The organism is Actinoplanes sp. NPDC051411 (genome assembly GCF_040682075.1).
In the GTDB taxonomy this organism is placed as follows: Bacteria; Actinomycetota; Actinomycetes; order Mycobacteriales; family Micromonosporaceae; genus Actinoplanes.
On record NZ_JBFBAD010000012.1, the window covers coordinates 89,564 to 109,454 of the forward strand.

Here is a 19,891-nt window from a genome sequence, read left to right on the forward strand (position 1 = left end):
GGGGCGGAGCCAGGCCCCGGCCGGCTAATCCACAAAGGACCGACGGGTTCCCGACATAGTCACCGCGCGAGGACCGTCGCCACCGGGCACACTGCGGCGGGGCCGCCCCGCCAGCCCGCGGCGGCTGACCGCGCTGGTGGTCGCCACTCTGGCGGCCGCCCTCGAGGCCGCCGTGGCCGACCGCACCACCAGCGAGCCGGCGCAGCGCTGCGGCGTGTCGCCGGCCGCCGCCAGCCAGCAGGCGACGGTGCTGCGCGGCGCCGGGCTGATCAGCACGCGCCGCGACGGCGGCGGGTCGAACGCCGGCCTCAGCCTGCCCGCTGGTCGGCCAGGATCAGGTCGTTCCGGAGGCGGGTGCGCTCGGCCCAGCGGGCCGCCGGAGGCACGGCCAGGCCGGTCAGGGCGAAGAAGGCGCCCACGGCCCACCAGCCGGGGACGCCCCAGCCGATGCACAGCGCGATGAGCAGGGCGGGACCGATCGCGATGCCCAGTCCCAGGCCCATGCCGAACAGGCCCTGATATTGGCCGATCGCGTGTGGGGGCGCGAGCAGGAACGATACCTCGAAACCGCCCGCGGCGTGCCAGATCTCGCCGATCGTGTGCACGACCACGGCGCCGAGCAACATGGCGACGGCGAGCGGGCCGGGGAACCCGGGCAGCAGGGAGATCGCCACGCACGAGAGAAGGAAGGCGATCCCGGCGCGGCGGAAGGCGTCGGCGCCGGCTCGCAGCGTGGAGATCCGCTTGCTCGCGCGGACCTGGAAGAGCACGACGATGGCCGTGTTCACCAGCATCACCGCCGAGATCGACCAGCGCGGGGCGTCGGTCCGGCCGATCAGCCACAGCGGCACGGCGGCCGTGAGCACCCGGTACTGGATGGCCATCAGGCCGTCGAGCGCGGTCAGCAGAAGATAGGGGCGGTCACGCAGGGCCATCCACTTCGGACCGCCGACGGCCGGTATCGTCGGCACGGCCGGCAGGATCATGATCAGTACGGCGCAGGCGGCGTACGAGACGGCGCTGCCGGAGATGAGCAGCAGATAGGACGTTCGCGTGTCGACCTGGATTCCCCAGCCCGCGAACAGGGCGCCGCCCGCGATGCCGAGGTTGGTGACCGCCCGCAGGTAACCGCGGAACTCGGCCGGGCGCTCCCCGCCGTACTTCTGGATCAACGGGCTTCGCGCGGCCGGTCCCGAGGTCTGGGCGGCGCCAGCCAGCGCGGCGAACAGCACGAACGACAGGAATCCGTGCGCCAGGCAGAGCCCGCCCATGGCAACGGCCCCGAGCAGTAAGGTGACCGCGTAGACGTTGCGCGCTCCCCTCCGGTCGGCCAGCGCCCCCACCGGGATCCCGGCGGCCAGGCCCGCACCGCCGGCGATGGTGAGCCCGAGGCCGATCTGGGCGGCCGGCAGGTGCACCACGCGGGTGAAGTAGAGGACACCGGCGGCCAGATAGATGCCGTATCCGAGCATGTTGACCAGCGTGGCGACCGCGAGCAGGCGGGCCGGGCCCTTCTCGGGGAGAACTGACGGCATGCAACGTTCCTTCCGATGGCGCGATACAGGGCTCGCCGGGGAGGCTACGACCTTCCCGGCGATCCCGCGTCCCTATTCGACAGTGAAGCGGACGCCCGAGGTGAGCTCCAGCGCGAGCCGTTGGGCCTGGGCCGGACTGTCCGCGCCGACGACGATCAGCCCCACCCGGTCGCCGGAGCGCCGCACGGCGGGAACCACGTCCCCCGGCCCGACCGCGAGTTCGGCGTGCAGCACCGCCGGATGGGCGACGACGTCGTCCCAGCCCTCGACGGACAGCACGCGGCCGGGCGGCGGGGTGAGATAGCGGACGGCCGCGCCCCGCGTCGGCCGCAGCGAGGCGTGGCCGTTCACGCGGCCCAGGAGGTCGTCGAAGACCAGGCCGAACAGCTCCAGGCCGGGAATGGCGTACTCGACCATCGCGTGGATCCAGTCGCCGCCGAACCGCCCGTGCACCTCGCCGAGCACGATGCCGTCGGGGGTGAGCCACAGCTCGACGTGGAAGCCGCCGGTCCGCAACCCCACCGTCGTCAGGGCCGCGCCGACCTGACGCTCGATCTCGCGCCGGTCCTCCTCGGCCAGCTCGGCCGGCAGCACGTGCCCGATCTCGACGAAGTAGGGCAGCGGCGTCTTCTCCTTGGCGGTGATCGCGAGGACGGTCGGAACGCCGCCCAGGAACACCCCCTCGACACTGAACTCGCTTCCCTCGACGAACTCCTCGGCCAGGAAGAGCGCGGGGTCGGGCAGCAGCGCCAGCGCCGCCGGGAGGTCGGCCGGGCCGGCGACGATGCTGACCCCCACGCTCCCCATGGCATCGCGCGGCTTGATGATCCACGGGCCGGTGGACTCCCCGAGGAAGGCGATCGCGTCCTGCGCGCTCGCGCAGAGACGCACCGCCGGCTGGGCGAAGCCCGCGGCGGCCAACGTGGCGCGGCAGAGGTCCTTCGCGCGGGCCCGGCGGACGGCCTCGGGCGGGTTGCCCCGCACCTGTACGGCCTCGGCGGTCTCGGCCGCCTCGACCTGTGCCATCTCGTGCAGGCCGAAGACCGCGTCGATGCGTTCGCCCTCGGCCACCCGGTATTTGGCCCAGTCGGCGGTCTCGCCCGGATGGCTCAGGTCGACCTCGGAGACGGCGTCCGCCAGCTCGACGATCGACGGCGTCTCGGCGAGCACCGACGCCCGGTTGGTGATGTGCGTGCGGAGGCCGCGCGAGCGGGCCTGGATCAGGGCCCGGGTCGCCAGGTCGACGTTCGTCGGCAACGGCCGCGCGCCACCGACGAACAGCAGGGTGGGAGAGCCTTGTTCGTCAGTCATCGGCGCATTCCTTCGGGACTTGGAGGGACGGATATCGGAGGAAGGTGCTGGTGGATGCCGGCCGGGCACCGCACAGAACTCGCCTACCCGATCATCTCCGCGGCGAGGAACTCGCGCAGAGCATCGGCGACCTGCCCCGGCGCCTCCTCCGGCAGGTAGTGATCGGCCGGCAACGCGGCGCCGGAAACGGTCCGGGCGTAATCCCGCCAGACCTCGAGCACGTCGTACGACCTCCCGACGAAGCTGTGCTCACCCCACAACGCGAGCAGCGGGGCCTCCACGACGTTGCCCGCCACGGCATCCGCGGAGTCGTGCACGAGATCGATTCCGGCCGCCGCGCGGTAGTCCGCGCAGGAGGCGGCGATGGCGGCCGGATCGGAGTAGCAGCGGACGTATTCGGCGACCGCGGCCGGATCGAACTCCGCGCCGCCGTGATGGCGGGCCCGCATCCGAGTGGTGATCCAGTATTCGGGGTCGTTGCCGATGAGCCGTTCGGGGATGCCGTGACCGGCCGCGAGGAAGAACCAGTGGAAGTAGCCGAGGCCGAAGTCCTTGTCGGCATGGTCGAGGGCGTGCCGCGTCGGGACGATGTCGAGCACGGCCAGCGCCGTGACCGCGCCCGGAGCGTCGAGGGCGAGGCGGTGCGCGACCCGGCCGCCGCGGTCGTGGCCGGCCACCGCGAACCGGTCGAATCCGAGCGCCGCCATCACCCCGAGCTGGTCGGCCGCCATGGCGCGCTTGGCGTACTCCGGGTCGCCGTCGCTGCTGGCGGGTTTGTCGCTGTCGCCGTAGCCCCGCAGGTCGGTGAGGACGACCGTATGCTCGGCGAGCAGCAGCGGCGCGACCCGGTGCCAGATCACGTGCGTCTGGGGATAGCCGTGCAGCAGCAGCAGCGGCGGACCGTCGCCACCGACCGCGCAGTTGATGCCGACCCCGTCGACGTCGATCCGGCGGTAGGTGAACGACGGCGGCAGAGGAATGCTCACGAGCGGCCCGCACGGACGGCGTCGGCGACCGCGGTACCGAGCCCGACGGTGGTGCCGGAGCCGCCGAGGTCCGGGGTGAGGGTGTCGCCGCCTCGCGCGACGACGTCCTCGACCGCGGCGAGCACCGCCGCACCGGCGGCGTGTTCGCCGAGATGATCGAGCATCATCGAGGCGCACCAGATCTGGCCGGTCGGGTTCGCGATGCCCATGCCCGCGATGTCGGGCGCCGAGCCGTGGACGGGCTCGAACAGGCTGGGGAAGGCGCGCCCGGGGTTGATATTGGCGCTCGGTGCGATGCCGATCGTCCCGGTGCAGGCCGGGCCGAGGTCGGAGAGGATGTCACCGAACAGGTTGCTGGCCACCACCACATCGAACCGGTCCGGGTGCATCACGAAGTTGGCGGCCAGGATGTCGATGTGGAACTTGTCGACCGTGACGTCGGGGTAGCGGGTGGCCATCTCGGCCACCCGCTCGTCCCAGTACGGCATGGTGATCGAGATGCCGTTGCTCTTCGTCGCCGACGTGAGGTGCTTGCGCGGGCGGCTCCGGGCCAGCTCGAACGCGTAGCGCAGGATCCGGTCGACCCCGGTCCGGGTCATGACGGTCTCCTGCACGACGGTCTCCCGGTCGGTGCCCTCGAACATCCTCCCGCCGATGCTGGAGTATTCGCCCTCGGTGTTCTCCCGGACGACGACGATGTCGATCTCGCCCGCGGCCCGGCCGGCCAGCGGACTCGACACGCCACGCAGCAGCCTCGCCGGCCGCAACGAGACGTACTGGTCGAAGCGCCGGCGGAACTGCAGCAGACTCCCCCACAGCGAGATGTGGTCGGGCACGACCTCGGGCCAGCCGACAGCGCCGAAGAACAACGCGTCGAAACCGCGGAGCTGCTCGAACCAGTCGCCGGGCAGCATCGCGCCGTGCCGCTGGTAGTAGCCGGCACAGGCGAAGTCGAACTCGACCGGCTCGATCCGGAAGTCGAAGACCTCGGCGGCCGCGGCCAGCACCCGCAACCCCTCGGGGACGACCTCCGTACCGATCCCGTCGCCCGCGATGACGGCGATCCGATGCGAAGTGGTCATTCCTCAACCCTCATGCCGGCGCCACTGTCAGACACCGGCGTCCGCCGCGGCCGGCTCGCGCCGGCGCAGCGTGGTGAGCAGCTCGCAGAACTCCTTGATCTCGACCGCCGTCATGTTCGCCCGCAGCATCAGGCGGAGTCCCGCCCGGCCGCGGCCGACGATCGGGAAGAAGACCGGCGGGGCCGAGAAGCCGGCCCGCAGCAGGTCCTGTGACAGCGCGACGGTCGCCTCCTCGGAGCCGACCTGGACGAACCGGATCGGCAGGCCGTCACCACGCTCGGGCGTCTCGACCAGACTGTCGAACAGAGCGATGTTGGCCTGCAGCCGGTCCTGCAGCTCGGTCAGCTCGGCGGAGGCGTGCAGCTCGGCCGAGGCCAGGAGGGCGCCCAGGCCGGCCGTGTTGATGCGCTGCGACCACATCAGCGGGCCGGCGCTGCGCAGCGCGGTGTCGAACCGCATCTGCGAGCCACGGCGACCGAGGAAGATCGCGCCCCCGGACGCCCCGAAGCCCTTGTTCAGCGAGGTGATGATCAACGTACGGTCGTTGATGCCGCCCATCGCCTCCAGCACGACGCCGCGCCCGCGCTGCCCGACGGTGGAGATGCCGTGCGCCTCGTCGAGCAGCAGGAACAGGCCGTACTTCTCCTGCAGGCGCAGGAGCTCGGGCATCGGGGCCTGGCCACCGATGCTGTACACGCCGTCACCCACGTACGCGACCTGCCGGTGCCGCTTGCACAGGTCTTCCAGCGCGTCGATGTCGTTGTGCGGGATCGTGGTGATCTCGGCCTCGTCGGCCACGTTCGGCTTCATCGCGTTCAGACAGAAGTGCGCGCTCTTGTCGAACACCATCAGGGGCGGCACGTCGTCGGTGAACAGGCCCGAGGCGACCAGCGGCAGGCTCGTCCAGGCGGCGGTGGCGCAGGAGTTGACGGTGACGGCCTCGACGTCGAAAAGCTCAGACAGCGCGATCTCGGCGTCGCGGAGCACGCCGAACCGCATGGTGCGGCGTGAGGAGGACGTGTTGAGCGATCCCTCGGAGAGCAGGGCCTCGGCCGCCGCCTGGACCAGGCGAGGGTGCGTGTCCAGGCCGAGGTAGGAGTAGGACGCCATGTTGACGAACTCGTGGCCGTCGGCGAGCACGCGGTGCCGGCCGTCGCCGAGCCCGGCGACCACGAGGTCGAACAGGCCCGCGTCGCGGGTGACGTTCCAGAAGTCGGCACTGATCCGCGTGGACTTCTTGATGTTGAGAAACTGATGCATGCGATCTCTATCTCGTTCGTGATGGGAATCAGGAGTGCGCGCGCGAGGAGCGGTCACGCCGGTACCGCCACCGGCTCCGGCCACGCTTCGGACACGGTCGACGGCCGGGTCGTGTGGCGGATGCCCGCGCTGCGGTAGAGGCTGTCGTGGATCCCGTCGGCGATCAGCAGCCCCTCCAGGTCACGCCGGATCTTGGCGATCGGCGAGTCCGCCTGGTATCCGGCGGCCCCGAGCAGCAGCCCGAGCTCGGCGGCGGCGTGGTGGGCGGCGTCGATGCCGTGCGCTTTCATCTCCCAGCCCCACTGCTCGGCCCGGTCGGTTCCGGAGTGGGCGAGGTGTGCGGCCATGGCCGTGCCCAGAAGCGCGGTCACCAGCTGGGCGTGCGTCCGGCCGAGGGTGACCAGCGCGGAGTCGCGCAGGCGGGGCACGTCCCCACTGGCCTGCCGGTCGGTGAGGCTGGCGGTGACGAGGTCGAACACGGCCGCGGCGGCGCCGATCCCGGTGGCGGTGACCAGTGACCGGTAGGAGGCGAAGTGCTTGCGCAGCAGGAACATTCCGTCTCCGCGCAGGACGTCGCGTTCGGGGTCGACCGCCACGTCGTCCAGGTCGAGGATGCCCCACGTCCAGCCGGCCACGCCGGTCGGGGCCAGCGGCTGGCGGCGTATGCCGGGCGCGGCGGCGTCGATCGCCGCGGCGGCCAGCTTGCCGGCCGGGTCCTGGAAGAAGACCACGAAGACCGAGGCCTCGGTGAGCCGGCTGATCCACTTCTTGCGGCCGCTGACCAGCCATGTCCCGCCCGGCCCGAGCGTGGCCCGGGTGCGCGCGGCGGCGGGACGGGAACCGCCGTGCGGTTCGGTGATGGCGACGCCGGCCAGCTCGCCGGCCGCGACGCGCGGCACCCACCGGTGGCGGATCGTGGGGTGGCCGTGTTCGTCGATCAGTTCGCCGTGGCCGAGGGTCACCGCGTCACGCAGGTCGATGTCGCGGTAGCCGCAGATGAACTGGGCCAGAACCGCGTACAGCGGCGGGTGGGTCCGGGTGACCAGGAAGCCGCGCTCGACCATCGCCCGCCGGACGGCCTGCAGCCGGCGGGAGCGCTCGGCCCCGGACGGCAGGTCGATCGGGTGGGTGGTGAGCACCTCGTCCAGTTCGGTCTCCATGGCGGCCAGCTGATCCCAGTCGACCCGGTCGGCCGGATCGAGGACCGGACGCACCGACCGGAGCCAGGCACCGCTCCCGCCACCAGTCATGATCGCTTCCCCGGGCCCGCGCCCGTCCTGCGCCCGCATCAGGTCGACACCGGCAACATCGAGGTTTCCGTGAGACACGTTCACCAACCCATCCCCCGTTCTGTGATTGGCCGTAATTGATTGCCATCGCTGAGGTTTCCATCGCTCCAGATCCGCGTCAAGACCCTTGGTTTGCCATCAGCGAAGTTCACCGAAAGTCAATGCGGCGACCGTCGCAAATGGTTATCGTGAGTTTTTAACGGGTTGACAGGGCAGCGCGGATATTTCGCCGGAGATAAACAACGTTGACGCACCTGACCGGCATCGGGCATGCCGGTTCCGGAGGGGTCGATGGACGAGTTGATCTAGTGGGCGGATTCCTCGTTCAAAGGATCTCGGGTAACTTTGAGTAACATCAGGCGGCCTTGAGCGGGCAGGCATCCAACCGGTGGCTCAGCGTCGAACAATTGCCGCGGCCAAGCGGTGTCGACGGCCTCAAATACCTGGTCAGGAACCCTATGGTTCCTCGGCCGCCGGCGTCGGCGAACTCGCCGGACAGTCCCGGTGGCCGCCCGAGCGGCCTGTTCGAGCTGTTCACCAAAACAATCTCAGACACGCTGGAAGAGCCCCGCCACGAGTCGGCGAATGTCCGTAAAAGAAAATCGTCCGGACGGTGACTTTCGACACGCCGGCGAGTGCCGGTCGAGGTCCTCGGGACGGCGAAAGGAGTTTCAAGTCACAGATCGTCGGGAGACGGCGCTTTCGTTGTCCGAGAATGGACGACGACCGGGGAAATGCCGCCGCATTTCGCGGAGATCTACGATGCGCCGGTGCCGAAAGAAATGATCTCCCGGATCACCGGCGACGTCGCGGCGAATTCCTCAGATCCGGGGTGCCGGCACGGTGAACACGCCGGTCACCCTCGTACGCCGGTTGATGCCGTAGTTGAGGACGGCGCCCGCGCCGTCGGGCAGCGCGCGGACATCGGTGCCGGCGTAGCCCTGCGGAGTGACGAAGACGCCCCAGCTCGCCACCCACTCGCCGAGCTCGCCGGTCTCCGGGTCGACGACCGGCTCGGCGCGCGGACGCACCCGGCGCTGCACGATCGCGCCACCGCCGGCCGTGTCGGCCGCGGCAGCCGCCAGCGCCGCCGCCCACTCCCGGTCGGTGCTCTCCCAGCCGACCACGATGCCCGCACCGCCGCACTCGCGCAGCGGTTTGAGGATCAGCGACTCCCGTTCGGCCCGGCAGGCGTCGACCAGACCCGTGTCTCCTCTGATCAGCCGGGTCCACGGCAGCAGGCGCGAGAGCAGGTCGCGCTCGGACCCGGTGAGAAGTTCCCGCGGGGCCGCGGAGAGCAGGGCCAGCGCCCCCTTGTTGGAATAGAGCGAGCTGTCCATCGGGGTGAACAGCAGCAGACGGTCCTCCTCGTGGGCCCGGAACAGAAGCTCGGCCCGGCCGGCGGCCGCCGGATCGTCGAGCAGGTCGTCGACGGTGAAGAAGCGCAGCACGGCGCGGACCGGGCGACCGGCGACGATGACCGTCCCGGCCGCCTCGGTCACGTCGGACAGCTCGGCCAGGTGCAGGTCGACTCCGTAGTGGGGCAGCGATTCCCGGACCGCCTCGATCAGGCGCCGATAGCGGCCGAGGCCGCCGGCCGCGCAGACCAGCGCGACGGGCAGCGGTTCGCCGGCCGGGGCGACCGACGCCCGCAAGGCGTGGGCGAGTCTCTCGGACGTGTCCACATAGGACAGGTGGTGCCGCACCGCGAACGCTCCGAACCGGGGATGCCGCAGGAGAGCGCGCTGAAGCTCGGCCCGGTCGGTGCCGCCGAGATCGCTGGCGACGTTGAACTCGAGCAGGCGGAACCCGGTGCCGTCGTGATAGAGATCGGCCCGGCCGTAGCGACTGCCGGGCCCGGTGGCGAAGCGGCGCAGAATCTCACCGCGGCGCCCGGTGATGCCGAGCGCGGCGCAGTAGGCCTCCCGGTCACCGTCGAACAGCCGCCGGGGCAGATCGGTCAGCAGGTCGAAGAAGGCGAGCACGTCGTCGGCGGCCCCGAGCAGGTCGTCCTCGTCGACGAACATCGGCCGGCTGAGCAGATGCTCGCGCCAGCAGGCCGCGTAGGCGGGTGGCAGATCGGCCTCCCGCAGCGCGTTTCGGAGCGGCTCGGCCGACCGGTTGAACTCGTCGGTGACGCGGGCCGCCGCGCCGGCCCGCGCGGTGATCGTCATAGCTTGACCGCCCGGACGGCGCTCGACCACGGCTCCTCCTCGAGGTGGGTGAGGTCGGGGCTGGCGCCGAGCCGGCGCGCGGCGGCGGAAACCAGGCGGTGGAACGGCACGACGCCGACCAGGGGGCGGACCAGCGGAGGCACGGCCGCGAACGGCAGGTCGGCGGCCTCGTCGGCCGCACTGACGAAACTGCGCGCGCCGATGGCGCTCAACAACCCGAGCAGGGCGTCGGTGCGGCCGCCGTCGGCCTGTTCCGGCCGGATGACGTACGCGACGGTGCTCGCCCGGAACACCGCCGGCGTCCCGTGCAGAGCGAACTCGGAGTGCATACCCTCGGCCCAGCGGTACGTGCCCTCCTTGATCTTGAGGGCGGCCTCCTCGGCGGTGATCGCGTCGAGGCCGGTGCCGGTCAGCAGCGCGGGGTCGGGCCCACTGCCGGCCAGAGCGTCCACGGCGGCCTCGGCGAGCGGAAGGTCGAGGGTGCGGCGCAACGCGTCCGGCACCGCCGCCAGGCCCCGGCCGAGCGGAGCCGCCGCGTCGCCGAGCAAGCTGACGACGAGCCGGCCGAGAACCGCGAGCCCGGTGACATAGGAGACGGTGTGGGTGCTCGCCCGCTCCTGCGGGCAGGTGCGGAGCACCGTGCCGGCGACCGGCTCGGCCGGTCCGGCCCCGGTGACCGCGATCGTCGCCGCACCCGCCTCGGCCGCCTTGCGCAGCACCTCGTTCGGGTAGATCTTGGTGCCACGGTGACTCACCACCACGATCTGGTCGGCGGCCGAGATCACGCCGGTCAGCGCGAGATCGTGCGCGTCGAGTGCGGCGGTGTGGACGCGGCCGCCACTGAGTTCCCGCACCCACGCCGCGGCGACCCGGCAGGCGTGCAACGAGGTGCCGATGCCGGTGAACAGCACGGGCCGGGCCGGGTCGAGGCGGGGCACCGGGCCGGCCGCGAGTACGGCACGGACCGCGTCGGGCTGTTCGGCGACGTGCTGGTCGAAGGCTGTGGTGGTCACGGTCGTCCTTCCTGGAGGCAGCGCTCGATGTTGTCGTCGTAGAAGCGCTGGTACACCTCCAAGTCAATCAGCTCGCCGTGTTTGTAGCCGATCCGGGCGATCGCGCCGCCGCGTTCGTAGCCGAGACGCTCGAGCATCCGGATCGACACCTTGTTGGTCGAGGTCGCCAGCCCCAGCACGGTGGTGAAGCCGGCCTCCCCGGCGTAGTCGGTCAGCCATGCGCAGACTGCCGGCCCGACGCCGGCACCCTGGCTGTCCGGTGCCACATAGACGGACACCTCGGCGCTGACCCGGTAACCGCCGCGCGAGGCGAACGGGCTCAGGCAGCCGTACGCGACGAGCCGCCCGCCCCGCTCGGCGCCGACCGCGACATAGCGCCGCTCGTCGTGGTGGGCGAGCCAGTCCGCCATCGCCTCGACCGTCTTCTCCTCGGTGTCGAGCGTCGCGACGGTGTGGCGTACGGCGTGGTTGTAGATGCCGGTGACCGCCGGCAGATCCGCCTCGGTGAGTGGCCGGATTCTCATACCAGTACCCCTTTGAGCAGTCCGTGCCGGGCGAAGGCGGCCCGGACCCGGTCGTTGTCGAGTGCGCCGAGTTCGGTGAAGTAGCGGACGGTCTGGCTCGCCGTCTCCTGGGCGTACGCGGTGACGACCGGCGCCGGGAAGGTCTCGGCGAGCACCTGTTCGACATCGTCCGGCCGCAGCCCGTAGGCCAGCAGCTCACCGCGCAGGCTGGGCAGGTCGGGCCGGACGAAAGCCATGATCAGCTCGGGCACCAGCTCGGCCACCTGGTCGCGAAGCACCGGGTCGAGCTGACCCCAGAGCACGCGCAGGAACGCGGCGAAGTAGACGTGGTGCCGTCCCTCGTCGAGCGCGTGGTCCCGGATGGACTCCCGCAGCGCCGGTGTGATGCGGGCGTCGGTGCTGCCCTCGGCGAGCGTGGCCGAGATCAGAGTCTCCGAGCAGATCACGAACATGATCTCCACCAGCGGCGCGAGACGGGAACCGGCCCGCTCCCGGATCTCTGCCAGTCGGTTCAGGAAGTACGGGTGGTCACCGAGGCGCGGCACGATCCCGGTGGCCTGGCGGATCTGCCGGATCAGGTCGGCCGAGAACAGCGCGTGGTACGCCTCGTCGCAGTAGATCTTGTAGGCGTCGAACCGCATGTCCTCGTGCACCCGGGCGCCGAGCGTGTCATGCGCGATGCCGAGCGCGGTGCGGTTGACGACCAGGTGCTCCAGCTTCGCCGTGAAGTCCAGATAGCGGTACGCGTGCTGGGTGAGCACCTCGTCGAACTGGTGTGGCGGCAGGCCCTGGACGAGCGGGTGCCGCGCGATCGGCACGAGTTCGGGCGGGAACAGCTCCGCGGCGGTCACCTCGGCCAGCGTCCGGCGCGGCATGCGGCGGACCGCCGAGCGCTCGAACCAGGTGGCGAACGGGCTGCGGTAGGGCGGCGGCTCACCGTCCACGGACGGCGCGGTCGCGTCGTCGCGCAGCAGCGACCGGAGCGGGCAGACGACGACTGCGGAGCAGCCCACGAAGAGTCCGACGGTTCCGCACATCAGCGGTCACCGGCGGGCGCGGCGACCCGGCGCCGGTAGACGCCCACGCCCTCGGACGTCGCGAAGGTCCGCTGGACGTCGTAGTGCTCGTCCAGGTGGGCGTGGAACTTGGCGTACTGCCGCCGGTTGTTGGCGACCCGGCCGTCGAAGTAGCCGTTGGTGGTCAGGTTTTCCAGCAGCATGTTGTGCGCGACCAGCACACCGCCCGGGCGCAGCCGCGGGGTGGTCGCCGCCATGATCGGGTAGTAGATCGCCTTGTCGGTCAGATCCTCCGGGGCGCCGGTGCGGGGCCCCTCGGCGTCGAGGACGCACAGGTCGAGCTCGGGCAGCCCGGGCCCGTCGGCGATGGCGTCGGCGACGCGGAACTCGACCCCGCCGGCCAGCCCCAGTGCCTCGATGTTGTGCCGGGCCAGCTCCATCGTCGACTCGTCGATGTCGATGAGCACGGCGCGGCCGCCGGCCGCCTGGATGCCGGGCAGCGCCCAGACCGCCCAGTATCCGTAGTAGGAGCCGGGGAAGGCCGTGTGCCGGGGCGCGAGCAGGTGGGCCAGGGCGAAGAGCAGCCGTGCCTCCTCGGGGAAGATGTAGGTCGTCCGGCCGCCGTGCGCGAACTGCTCGTCGATCCGCCGGCGGATCCCGGTGAATTCCCGCTCCGGGTACCGCGTCGACTCGATCACGCCCGCGTCGCGCAGCGTGCGCAGGCAGCGGTCGACGTACGCCGTCTCGTCCACCGGAAACCGGCTGGAGAGGTTGAGCTGGTCCTCGGTGAGCCCGAGTCCTTCGGCGGTGACGGCACCGGAGTTGATCCACCGGCAGTAGCCGGCCCGGTCGAGGGATCCTCGCAGGAACGCCCGGTATTCGCGGTATCCGCGGAGGGCGTGGTCAATCTGGTCGTACGCCGTCCCGGCCGCGATGCCGGGGACAATCGTGCCAGCACTCATTGATCTAGCCTCTCTGTGCGGGAGTGATCGTTCAGATCTGCCGAGCGGTCTCTCCGTAGACAGTGGCGCCGGCCCGTCGGCCGAGCATGATGAGCAGGGCCGCACCGGCCGACAGGGCGAGCAGCACCCACCAGAGCAGGGCCGGGTCGTGGCCGATCAGGACGGCCGCGCCGGCCGGCGCGAGCGCCCCGGCGGCACCGATGAAGACCTGGTTGAAGGCGAGATAGCTGCCCCGCTCGTGTTCCGGAGCCAGGGTGGTGAGCAGCACCATGACCGCCTGCGAGGAGAGCAGTTCGCCGATCGTGTAGACCGCCATCCCGGCGATCAGGGCCGCTATCGCCCCGGCCACCGGCAGGGCGCCGGCGGTGAGCAGCGCGATCATCAGGCCGCCGTGCAGGGCGGCACCGATCGCGGCCACCGCGGACGGGGGCCGCTTCTCGACCCGGTGCGCGAGCGGGAGTTGCAGGAGGGCGAGGACGGCGGTGTTCACGGTGAACAGCACGCTGACCGTCCACGATGGAAGGCTCAGGTCCTCGACCAGCACCACCGGCAGGGCCACCTCGACGCCGAGTGCGAGCGTCCAGAGCACGGCGCCGACCGCGACCACCGCTCCGAACGGGCGGTCGCGCCAGGGCCGCGCCCTCCGGGCCTCCGGGCGGTCCGGCGCGGCCGTCCGAGCCGGTACGCGCAACGGCAGGTAACAGGCGGCCGCGACGAAGAAGCTGACCGCGTTGATGGCACCGAGCAGCCAGTACCGGCCGTGCAGGGCGGTGAGGGCGAGGCCGGCGAGCACCGCGCCGGCGCCGAACCCGGCGTTGAACAGCACCCGCGAGAGGGCCAGCCAGCGGCTGCGCTGGCCTTCACCGGCGAGCGCGGCCGCCAGCGCCGGGGTGCCCGCCTGCTCGGCCCGGTTGCCGAGCGCGATGACGGCGCTGAGCAGCAGGAAGACCACGAAGCTGGTGGTCGCCAGGTAGCCGAGGTAGGCCAGGCCGCGCAGCACCGCGGCGGCGATCAGCACCGGACGCGGGCCGAACCGGTCGGCCAGGCCGCCGACCGCCGGCAGAAGAGGCAACGTGGCCAGCGCCGACACCGTCAGGCCGAGGCCGATCCGGGCCAGCGACATCCCGAGCACGGCGTGCAGGAACAGCAGCATGAACGGGTAGTAGAAGCCGGTGCCGACGGCGTTGATGAGCCCGGCGGCGGTGAAGCCACCGAGGCCGGGACCGCGCGGCAGCCAGGCCCGTACGCCGCTCATCGGCCGGCCGCCGGCTCGTCCCGGAGCACCACGCTGAGCTGGCCGATGGCGGCGTCCGCCCAGCGGGCGGCCTCGACCGGCGTGCCGGCGGTGACCACCAGGTGGCCGAGCACGTCGGCGTTGCTGCGCGCGGGCCGCACCGGGGTCCCCGGGGCGAGGTAGGTCGTGAGCTCCACGACCCCGGGGATCCGTTCGGCGAGGTCGGTGCCGAGGATCTCGCCGAGGACGCCGGCCGACGGGGCGGTCAGATAACGCGAGGCGGCCGCCCGGTGGCGCGTGACCCGCAGGTCGGGGATCAGTCCACAGTGCATGCGCAGCAGTTCGCGGGGCAGGTCGAGCCCGGTGCTCTCGCGGATGACACGGCCGATCTGGGCGCCGCCGAGCCGCGCGTTGATCTCGATCAGCTTCGGGCCGTCGGCGGTCACTTTGAGCTCGACGTGGGTCGCGCCGAAATCGTGGCCGATGGCGTCCAGGGCGGCCAGCGCGACCCGGACGCACTCGTCGCGGACGTCGGCCGGCAACGACGAGGGGAAGGTCTCGCCGGTCTCGGCGAACCAGGGATGCCGGTCGAGGCCCTTGTCGGTGACGCCGATGACGTGCCGTTCCCCGGCGACCATGATTGATTCGACGCTGACCTCGTAACCGATCAGGTATTCCTCGACCAGCACGCCGGCCGGCTTGGCCAGGCCACGGAAGTCGGTGGTGGTGGCCGTGAGCGTGGCGAAGTGGGCGCTGACCTCGGCCGGTGTGCGGCAGAGCTGGACCCCGATGCTGGCCGCCTCGGTCATCGGCTTGACCACGCACGGGTAGCCGACGCTCCCGGCCGCGGCGAGCGCCTCGGAGTCGGTGCGCGCGTGCACCGCGCGGGGCGCGGGGATGCCGGCCTCGGCGCAGACCCGGCGGGTGCGCCGCTTGTCGCGGGCGTTACGGGCGGCCGCCGGGTCGAGGCCGGGCAGGCCGAACATGTGGGCGACGTCGGCCGCCACGGTCACGTAATAGTCGATGATGGCCATGAGGCCGGCGATCCGGCCGGTCTCGTGGTGCTTGCCCAGCGCCTCGGCCACCGTGGTGCTGTCGGTGGTGTCGGCGAGGACGAGATCGTCGATGTGCTCCTCGAAGGCGGCCGTCGAGCCGGAGGCGTCGGCATAGCGGCCGAAGTCGTCGGTGACGAAGACGGTGCGCAGACCGAGGTCGTGAGCGATCCGCAGCGGTTCCAGCCCGAAGCCGCCGCGGCCGCTCTCCACCAGCACGAAGTCGGTGCGGTCAGTCATCTGAGCTCCCGGGTTCGGCGCCGGCGCCCGGCACCGGCAGCAGGTACGCGATCTGGTCGTCGGCCAGGCAGCCCCGCGAACGCTTGGCTTCCTCGCTGCCCATGCCGTAGTGGATGCCGGTGATGCCGAGCCCGGGCGCGGCCTCGGCCGGGCGGTAGTAGAGCACCTCGAAGTAGAGCGGCAGCGATCCCTGGTAGTCGTAGTCGAAACCGGCCTGACGGGCGTACCACTGATCCTGGTGCCGCAGCAGCGTGCCGAAACCGCGGACCTCGCCGTCGCCGTAGGCGAGGCAGACCTGCAGGTCGTCGCCGAAGGCGGCGAGCATCTCGTGCAGCGTCGCGGCGGTCTGGTCGGCCGTCCAGGACAGGCCGTACTTCCGCATGAGTTGCTCCTCCAGCGCCCCCAGCCGGGGGATCAGGCCGGGATCGAGCGGGACGATCCGGGTCGTGACACCCGCCGCGGCCACGTGCCGCCGTTCGGCGAGGACACGACGGCGGCGCTTGGGCGAGAGCCGGCGCAGCAGGCCGTCGAATCCGTCCGTCTCGATCGGCAGTCGGCTGTAGCGGCCGGACTGGTGGGCGAGGTATCCGCGCCCGTCGAGCACCCGCCGCAACAGGACGTCCCGTTCGTCGACGAAGGGGAAGGCGACCGACCGGGCACCGGACTCGGCGGCGATCCGCTCGGCCCGCGAGACCAGGCCGGTGACCAGTTCGGCCGCCCGGGCCTCGGTGAGCCCGGCGCGGCGCAGCACCCGGCTGCGGCCCATGTGCCGGCCACCGCAGACCAGGCTGGGCAGCAGCCGGCCGGCCGGGCCGAGGGCGGCCAGGACGTCGCGGGCGCCGGGCCGGTCCTGCTCGGCGCTGAAGCCGAGCAGGGTGTCCGGCCGGCCGAGCACCCACGGGGATTCCTCGGTGGCCAGCGCGGTCGCCAGCGCGGCGACCGGGCCGTCGGGGCCGTCGCAGAGCAGGTAGCGCATCCGCGCGCCGGCGGTGCGTTCGGCGACCTCCAGCCACCGGGAACCGAGAAACACGTCGTCGGGGCCGACCAGCTCGTCCCAGCCCTGCCGGACGGCGTCCTGGGCACGGTCGACCTCGCTCAGACCTGAGGGGGCGCGCGTCACCATGACGTCTCGTACTCCTGGATTTCCGTCGTGAATGAGACAGGGACCCCGCCGGAGCGGGCTCGGCGATCGGATGGGCGGATCCCTCGTCGCGAACGGTTGTCCGCCATCCTGACAACGCCGGTCGAGCAGCGTCCAGATCCGGGCCGTGGCAGCAAGCGGACACGGCCGACACGAGCCAGGACAACTAACTTCGCATTTGTCATCATAACCACACTTATTGACTTAGATATCGGGGTATGTGACGGTGGGTGAGGCGGTGGCCACGCAATCGCGGCGCCCCGCCAGACATCAACGGGGGATGAACTGTGGACACCACACTGAGCACATTCGACAGCGCCCGGGAGCTCTATCGCTTCGCCGCCGACCATCCGGACTGGTCGGAGGCCTCGGCCGCCCGGCACATACCGATGCCGCTGAGCGAGGTGCGCGCCGCGGCCGACCTCCTGCTGCGGGCCGGCCTGCTGCGGGCGGCCGGCGACCGGCCGAGCGGCACCAGCACGGTCGGCGCCGGCGCCGCGATGTCCCGGCTGATCGACCAGGGCCAGGCCGCTCTCGACGACTGCCGCCGCGGCCTCGAGTTCCTCGGCGCGGCCATGCCGTTCATGGCCCAGACGGCGATCGACGCCGCGCACGCCAACCGCACCGCGGTGGAGACCGAGCGGGTGATCGGCGCGGCCGCCGTCGACGCCGCGCTGGACCACTGGGCCGCCACCGCGACCGGCGAGTTGCTCAGCCTGCATCCGCAGCGCCTCCCGACCGCCGTCGGCTGGAACACCGTTCACCACCGGCTGCTGACCACGGTCCGGCGCGGAGTCGCCACCCGGTACGTGCACCGGGTGGCGGACAACACCCAGGGCAACCGCCGCCTGGCCGACCTGAGCACCGGGGGCGTCGACGTGCGCAGCCTGCCCGTCATCCCGTTCCCGCTGATGGTCGTGGACGCCGAGCTCGCGGTCGTGATCGACGCCGAGCCGGACGGCGAACCCAGCGCGCTGGTGATCCACTGCCCGGCCGTCGCGGGCGTGCTGCGCCAGGTCTTCGAGCACTACTGGCAGTCCGCGACCGCCCCGGAGGCACCGGCCGGGCTCTCGCCGGTGAGCGCCCACCGCCGGGCGGTGCTCGGCATGATGGCGGCCGGCCTGAAGGACGAGTCGATCGCGCGCGAGCTGGGCGTGTCGGTGCGCACCCTGCGCCGCCAGGTCGCCGAGCTGATGGACGAGCTCGGACTGCGGACCCGGTTCCAGCTCGGGGCACACAGCCGCGAGATCGCGTGGATCGCGCGGGCCGGGGAGACTACTCATGTCGCCTGACCGCCCCCGCCTCACGCCGGCGCCCGGACGGCTTTTCGTCTACGGCAGCCTGACCTTCCCCGAGGTCCTGACCGTCCTGATCGGACGGATGCCGTCGGCGGTCGCGGCCGAGGCACCGGGCTGGCGCGCCGCCGCCCTGAGTGAGCGGCGCTTTCCCGGGCTGGTGCCGGGGCCCGGTGCGGCGCGCGGCACGGTGCTGACCGGCCTCAGCCCGCTCGAGTGGGCGGTCCTCGACGACTTCGAGGGGCCGTTCTACGACCTGCGCCCGCTGCGGCTGGCCGGCGACGGCGGCACCGCGCACGCGTACGTGTGCACGTCCGACGATCTCGTGCTGCGATCGGACTGGAACCGGGACGAGTTCCGGGCCCAGCACCTCGACGACTACGTCGCGATGTGCGCGGGCTGGTCGCAACGGCGGGGATAGCCCCGCCCCGGCGGCTATGACGCACCGCCGGCCGGCTCGACGACGAAGCGCACCGAGCCGGCCAGCGTGTGCGCCAACACGCGGGCCCGCGCCGCGGTCGGCGCGCCGACCATGATCGCGCCGAGCCGGCCGTCCGCGTCGCGCAACGGCCCGACGACGGTGCCCGGGCGGGCGGCGAGTTCGGCATGCAGCACCGCCGGATGCGCCGCCACCTCGGCCCAGCCCTCGATCGCGCGCAGCACGCCCGGCTCGGACGAGGTCAGGAAGCGGGTCGCCGCCGCGCGGACGGGCGGGCCGGGGTAGCGGGGCGGCCGCCCGAGCGCGTCGTCATAGACCACCCCGAACAACTCCAGGCCGTCGATGGCGTACTCGAGCATCCGGTGGATGGCGGCGCCGGCGTTGCGGACGTGCACCTCACCGAGCACCACGCCGTCCGGGGTGTTCCAGAGCTCGACGTGGAACACGCCGTAGCGCAGGCCGAGCACGGTCAGCGCGCCGGTCACCGCGGCCGTGAACCGGTCCCGCTCGGCGTCCGGCAACTCGGCCGGCAGGATGTGCCCCACCTCGACGAAGTACGGCGGGGGCGCCTTCTCCTTCGCGGTCACCGCCAGCACCACCGGCTTCTGGTCGAGGAACACGCCCTCCACGCTGTACTCCGGCCCGGTGACGTACTCCTCGATCAGGAACGGCACGCCCGCCGGCAGCACCGCGACCGCCCCCGGCAGGTCGTCCAGGTGGTCGGCCCGGGTCACGCCCCGGCTGCCCATGCCGTCGCGCGGCTTGACCACCCACGGCCCGGAAACGCCGGCGGCGAACCGTTCCGCGTCGGCCAGGCCCGCGCAGACGGCGACCCGGGGCTGGGCGAACCCGGCCGCCGCGAGCGCGGCGCGGCACTCGTCCTTCGAGCGCACCCGGCGTACGGCGTCGGGCGGATTGCCCGGCCGGCCCAGCGCCTCCGCGATCTCGGCCGTCGCGACCTGGGCCATCTCCCGGACGCCGAGCACGACCCGGAAGTCCTCGCCGGCCGCCCGGCGGCCCAGCGCCCAGGCGACGCCGGCCGCCGGGTCCTCGAAGTCGACGGCGGACACCGAATCGGCCGGCAGGGCGGCGAACTCGGTCTCGGCCAGTGTGTCCGGCCGGTTGGTCAGGTGGGTGCGCAGGCCACGCCGGTGAGCCTGGACCAGCGCGGTCCGCGCGATGTCCAGGCTCCACGGCAACGGCCCGGCCCCGCCGACCAGAAGGAGCCCGCCCGCCGGACGGCCGCCGGTCACCGGGCCACCGATCACCGGGCCGCCGATCATTGGGCCGCCGATCATTGGGCCGCCGATCATTGGGCCGCCGATCATTGGGCCGCCG

General features: G+C 72.1%; 17 protein-coding genes. 2 read left to right on the forward strand and 15 right to left on the reverse strand.

Going from position 1 to position 19,891, the window contains the following annotated elements; all coding sequences use genetic code 11:
* Positions 1–308 precede the first annotated feature (308 nt).
* From AB0M88_RS09475 to AB0M88_RS09540, 14 genes are all read right to left on the reverse strand, one after another.
* Complete coding sequence (locus AB0M88_RS09475; RefSeq protein WP_364097982.1) at positions 309–1,535, reverse strand: MFS transporter; 1,227 nt, start codon at positions 1,533–1,535, stop codon at positions 309–311.
* Positions 1,536–1,607: 72 nt separating this feature from the next.
* Positions 1,608–2,846 carry an ATP-grasp domain-containing protein gene (locus AB0M88_RS09480; protein WP_364097984.1) on the reverse strand — a complete coding sequence of 413 codons (1,239 nt, stop codon included), beginning with the start codon at positions 2,844–2,846 and terminating at the stop codon, positions 1,608–1,610.
* A gap of 83 nt (positions 2,847–2,929) precedes the next feature.
* Positions 2,930–3,832, reverse strand: coding sequence for an alpha/beta hydrolase (locus AB0M88_RS09485; protein WP_364097987.1), 903 nt, complete (start codon positions 3,830–3,832; stop codon positions 2,930–2,932).
* Positions 3,829–4,914 (reverse strand): tartrate dehydrogenase, encoded by a 1,086-nt coding sequence (locus AB0M88_RS09490; RefSeq protein WP_364097990.1) that lies wholly within the window; start codon positions 4,912–4,914, stop codon positions 3,829–3,831. The genes AB0M88_RS09485 and AB0M88_RS09490 overlap by 4 nt, the downstream gene beginning before the upstream one ends.
* Before the next feature lie 27 nt (positions 4,915–4,941).
* A complete protein-coding gene (locus AB0M88_RS09495) occupies positions 4,942–6,174 on the reverse strand; it encodes an aminotransferase class I/II-fold pyridoxal phosphate-dependent enzyme (RefSeq protein ID WP_364097993.1) in 1,233 nt (410 codons plus the stop codon).
* 53 nt (positions 6,175–6,227) lie between these two features.
* Positions 6,228–7,424, reverse strand: coding sequence for an acyl-CoA dehydrogenase family protein (locus AB0M88_RS09500; protein WP_364097996.1), 1,197 nt, complete (start codon positions 7,422–7,424; stop codon positions 6,228–6,230).
* Positions 7,425–8,284: 860 nt separating this feature from the next.
* On the reverse strand, positions 8,285–9,667 hold the full coding sequence (locus tag AB0M88_RS09505) for a hypothetical protein (RefSeq protein WP_364097999.1): 1,383 nt from the start codon (positions 9,665–9,667) through the stop codon (positions 8,285–8,287).
* Complete coding sequence (locus AB0M88_RS09510) at positions 9,634–10,650, reverse strand: SIS domain-containing protein (protein WP_364098002.1); 1,017 nt, start codon at positions 10,648–10,650, stop codon at positions 9,634–9,636. Before AB0M88_RS09510 ends, AB0M88_RS09505 begins: the two co-directional genes overlap by 34 nt.
* Positions 10,647–11,174 (reverse strand): N-acetyltransferase family protein, encoded by a 528-nt coding sequence (locus AB0M88_RS09515; protein WP_364098005.1) that lies wholly within the window; start codon positions 11,172–11,174, stop codon positions 10,647–10,649. Before AB0M88_RS09515 ends, AB0M88_RS09510 begins: the two co-directional genes overlap by 4 nt.
* On the reverse strand, positions 11,171–12,211 hold the full coding sequence (locus AB0M88_RS09520; protein WP_364098008.1) for a diiron oxygenase: 1,041 nt from the start codon (positions 12,209–12,211) through the stop codon (positions 11,171–11,173). The genes AB0M88_RS09515 and AB0M88_RS09520 overlap by 4 nt, the downstream gene beginning before the upstream one ends.
* Positions 12,211–13,152, reverse strand: coding sequence for a class I SAM-dependent methyltransferase (locus AB0M88_RS09525; protein WP_364098011.1), 942 nt, complete (start codon positions 13,150–13,152; stop codon positions 12,211–12,213). Before AB0M88_RS09525 ends, AB0M88_RS09520 begins: the two co-directional genes overlap by 1 nt.
* 31 nt (positions 13,153–13,183) lie before the next feature.
* Entirely contained in the window at positions 13,184–14,407 is a 1,224-nt protein-coding gene (locus AB0M88_RS09530) for an MFS transporter (protein WP_364098014.1), read from the reverse strand.
* Positions 14,404–15,678: an ATP-grasp domain-containing protein gene (locus AB0M88_RS09535; RefSeq protein WP_364098017.1), complete on the reverse strand. Its 1,275-nt coding sequence runs from the start codon at positions 15,676–15,678 to the stop codon at positions 14,404–14,406. The genes AB0M88_RS09530 and AB0M88_RS09535 overlap by 4 nt, the downstream gene beginning before the upstream one ends.
* On the reverse strand, positions 15,671–16,801 hold the full coding sequence (locus tag AB0M88_RS09540; protein WP_364098020.1) for a GNAT family N-acetyltransferase: 1,131 nt from the start codon (positions 16,799–16,801) through the stop codon (positions 15,671–15,673). Before AB0M88_RS09540 ends, AB0M88_RS09535 begins: the two co-directional genes overlap by 8 nt.
* Positions 16,802–17,106: 305 nt before the next feature.
* On the opposite strand from AB0M88_RS09540, the gene AB0M88_RS09545 reads away from it, so the two are divergent.
* Both AB0M88_RS09545 and AB0M88_RS09550 read left to right on the forward strand, forming a co-directional pair.
* Positions 17,107–18,111, forward strand: a complete 1,005-nt coding sequence (locus tag AB0M88_RS09545) for a LuxR C-terminal-related transcriptional regulator (protein WP_364098023.1) — start codon at positions 17,107–17,109, stop codon at positions 18,109–18,111.
* Complete coding sequence (locus AB0M88_RS09550) at positions 18,101–18,535, forward strand: gamma-glutamylcyclotransferase family protein (protein ID WP_364098026.1); 435 nt, start codon at positions 18,101–18,103, stop codon at positions 18,533–18,535. The genes AB0M88_RS09545 and AB0M88_RS09550 overlap by 11 nt, the downstream gene beginning before the upstream one ends.
* 14 nt (positions 18,536–18,549) lie before the next feature.
* On the opposite strand, the gene AB0M88_RS09555 is transcribed toward AB0M88_RS09550, so the two are convergent.
* Positions 18,550–19,851: an ATP-grasp domain-containing protein gene (locus AB0M88_RS09555; protein WP_364098029.1), complete on the reverse strand. Its 1,302-nt coding sequence runs from the start codon at positions 19,849–19,851 to the stop codon at positions 18,550–18,552.
* Positions 19,852–19,891: the final 40 nt, after the last annotated feature.

What these genes read in the sequence shown, in the direction of transcription:
- AB0M88_RS09500 (WP_364097996.1), bottom strand. Translation starts at nt 7,424, where the DNA reads ATGACTGGTGGCGGGAGCGGTGCCTGGCTCCGGTCGGTGCGTCCGGTC.
- AB0M88_RS09535 (WP_364098017.1), bottom strand. Translation starts at nt 15,678, where the DNA reads ATGACTGACCGCACCGACTTCGTGCTGGTGGAGAGCGGCCGCGGCGGC.
- AB0M88_RS09515 (WP_364098005.1), bottom strand. Translation starts at nt 11,174, where the DNA reads ATGAGAATCCGGCCACTCACCGAGGCGGATCTGCCGGCGGTCACCGGC.
- AB0M88_RS09530 (WP_364098014.1), bottom strand. Translation starts at nt 14,407, where the DNA reads ATGAGCGGCGTACGGGCCTGGCTGCCGCGCGGTCCCGGCCTCGGTGGC.
- AB0M88_RS09490 (WP_364097990.1), bottom strand. Translation starts at nt 4,914, where the DNA reads ATGACCACTTCGCATCGGATCGCCGTCATCGCGGGCGACGGGATCGGT.
- AB0M88_RS09475 (WP_364097982.1), bottom strand. Translation starts at nt 1,535, where the DNA reads ATGCCGTCAGTTCTCCCCGAGAAGGGCCCGGCCCGCCTGCTCGCGGTC.
- AB0M88_RS09550 (WP_364098026.1), top strand. Translation starts at nt 18,101, where the DNA reads ATGTCGCCTGACCGCCCCCGCCTCACGCCGGCGCCCGGACGGCTTTTC.
- AB0M88_RS09495 (WP_364097993.1), bottom strand. Translation starts at nt 6,174, where the DNA reads ATGCATCAGTTTCTCAACATCAAGAAGTCCACGCGGATCAGTGCCGAC.
- AB0M88_RS09520 (WP_364098008.1), bottom strand. Translation starts at nt 12,211, where the DNA reads ATGTGCGGAACCGTCGGACTCTTCGTGGGCTGCTCCGCAGTCGTCGTC.
- AB0M88_RS09555 (WP_364098029.1), bottom strand. Translation starts at nt 19,851, where the DNA reads ATGATCGGCGGCCCAATGATCGGCGGCCCGGTGATCGGTGGCCCGGTG.
- AB0M88_RS09480 (WP_364097984.1), bottom strand. Translation starts at nt 2,846, where the DNA reads ATGACTGACGAACAAGGCTCTCCCACCCTGCTGTTCGTCGGTGGCGCG.
- AB0M88_RS09525 (WP_364098011.1), bottom strand. Translation starts at nt 13,152, where the DNA reads ATGAGTGCTGGCACGATTGTCCCCGGCATCGCGGCCGGGACGGCGTAC.
- AB0M88_RS09540 (WP_364098020.1), bottom strand. Translation starts at nt 16,801, where the DNA reads ATGGTGACGCGCGCCCCCTCAGGTCTGAGCGAGGTCGACCGTGCCCAG.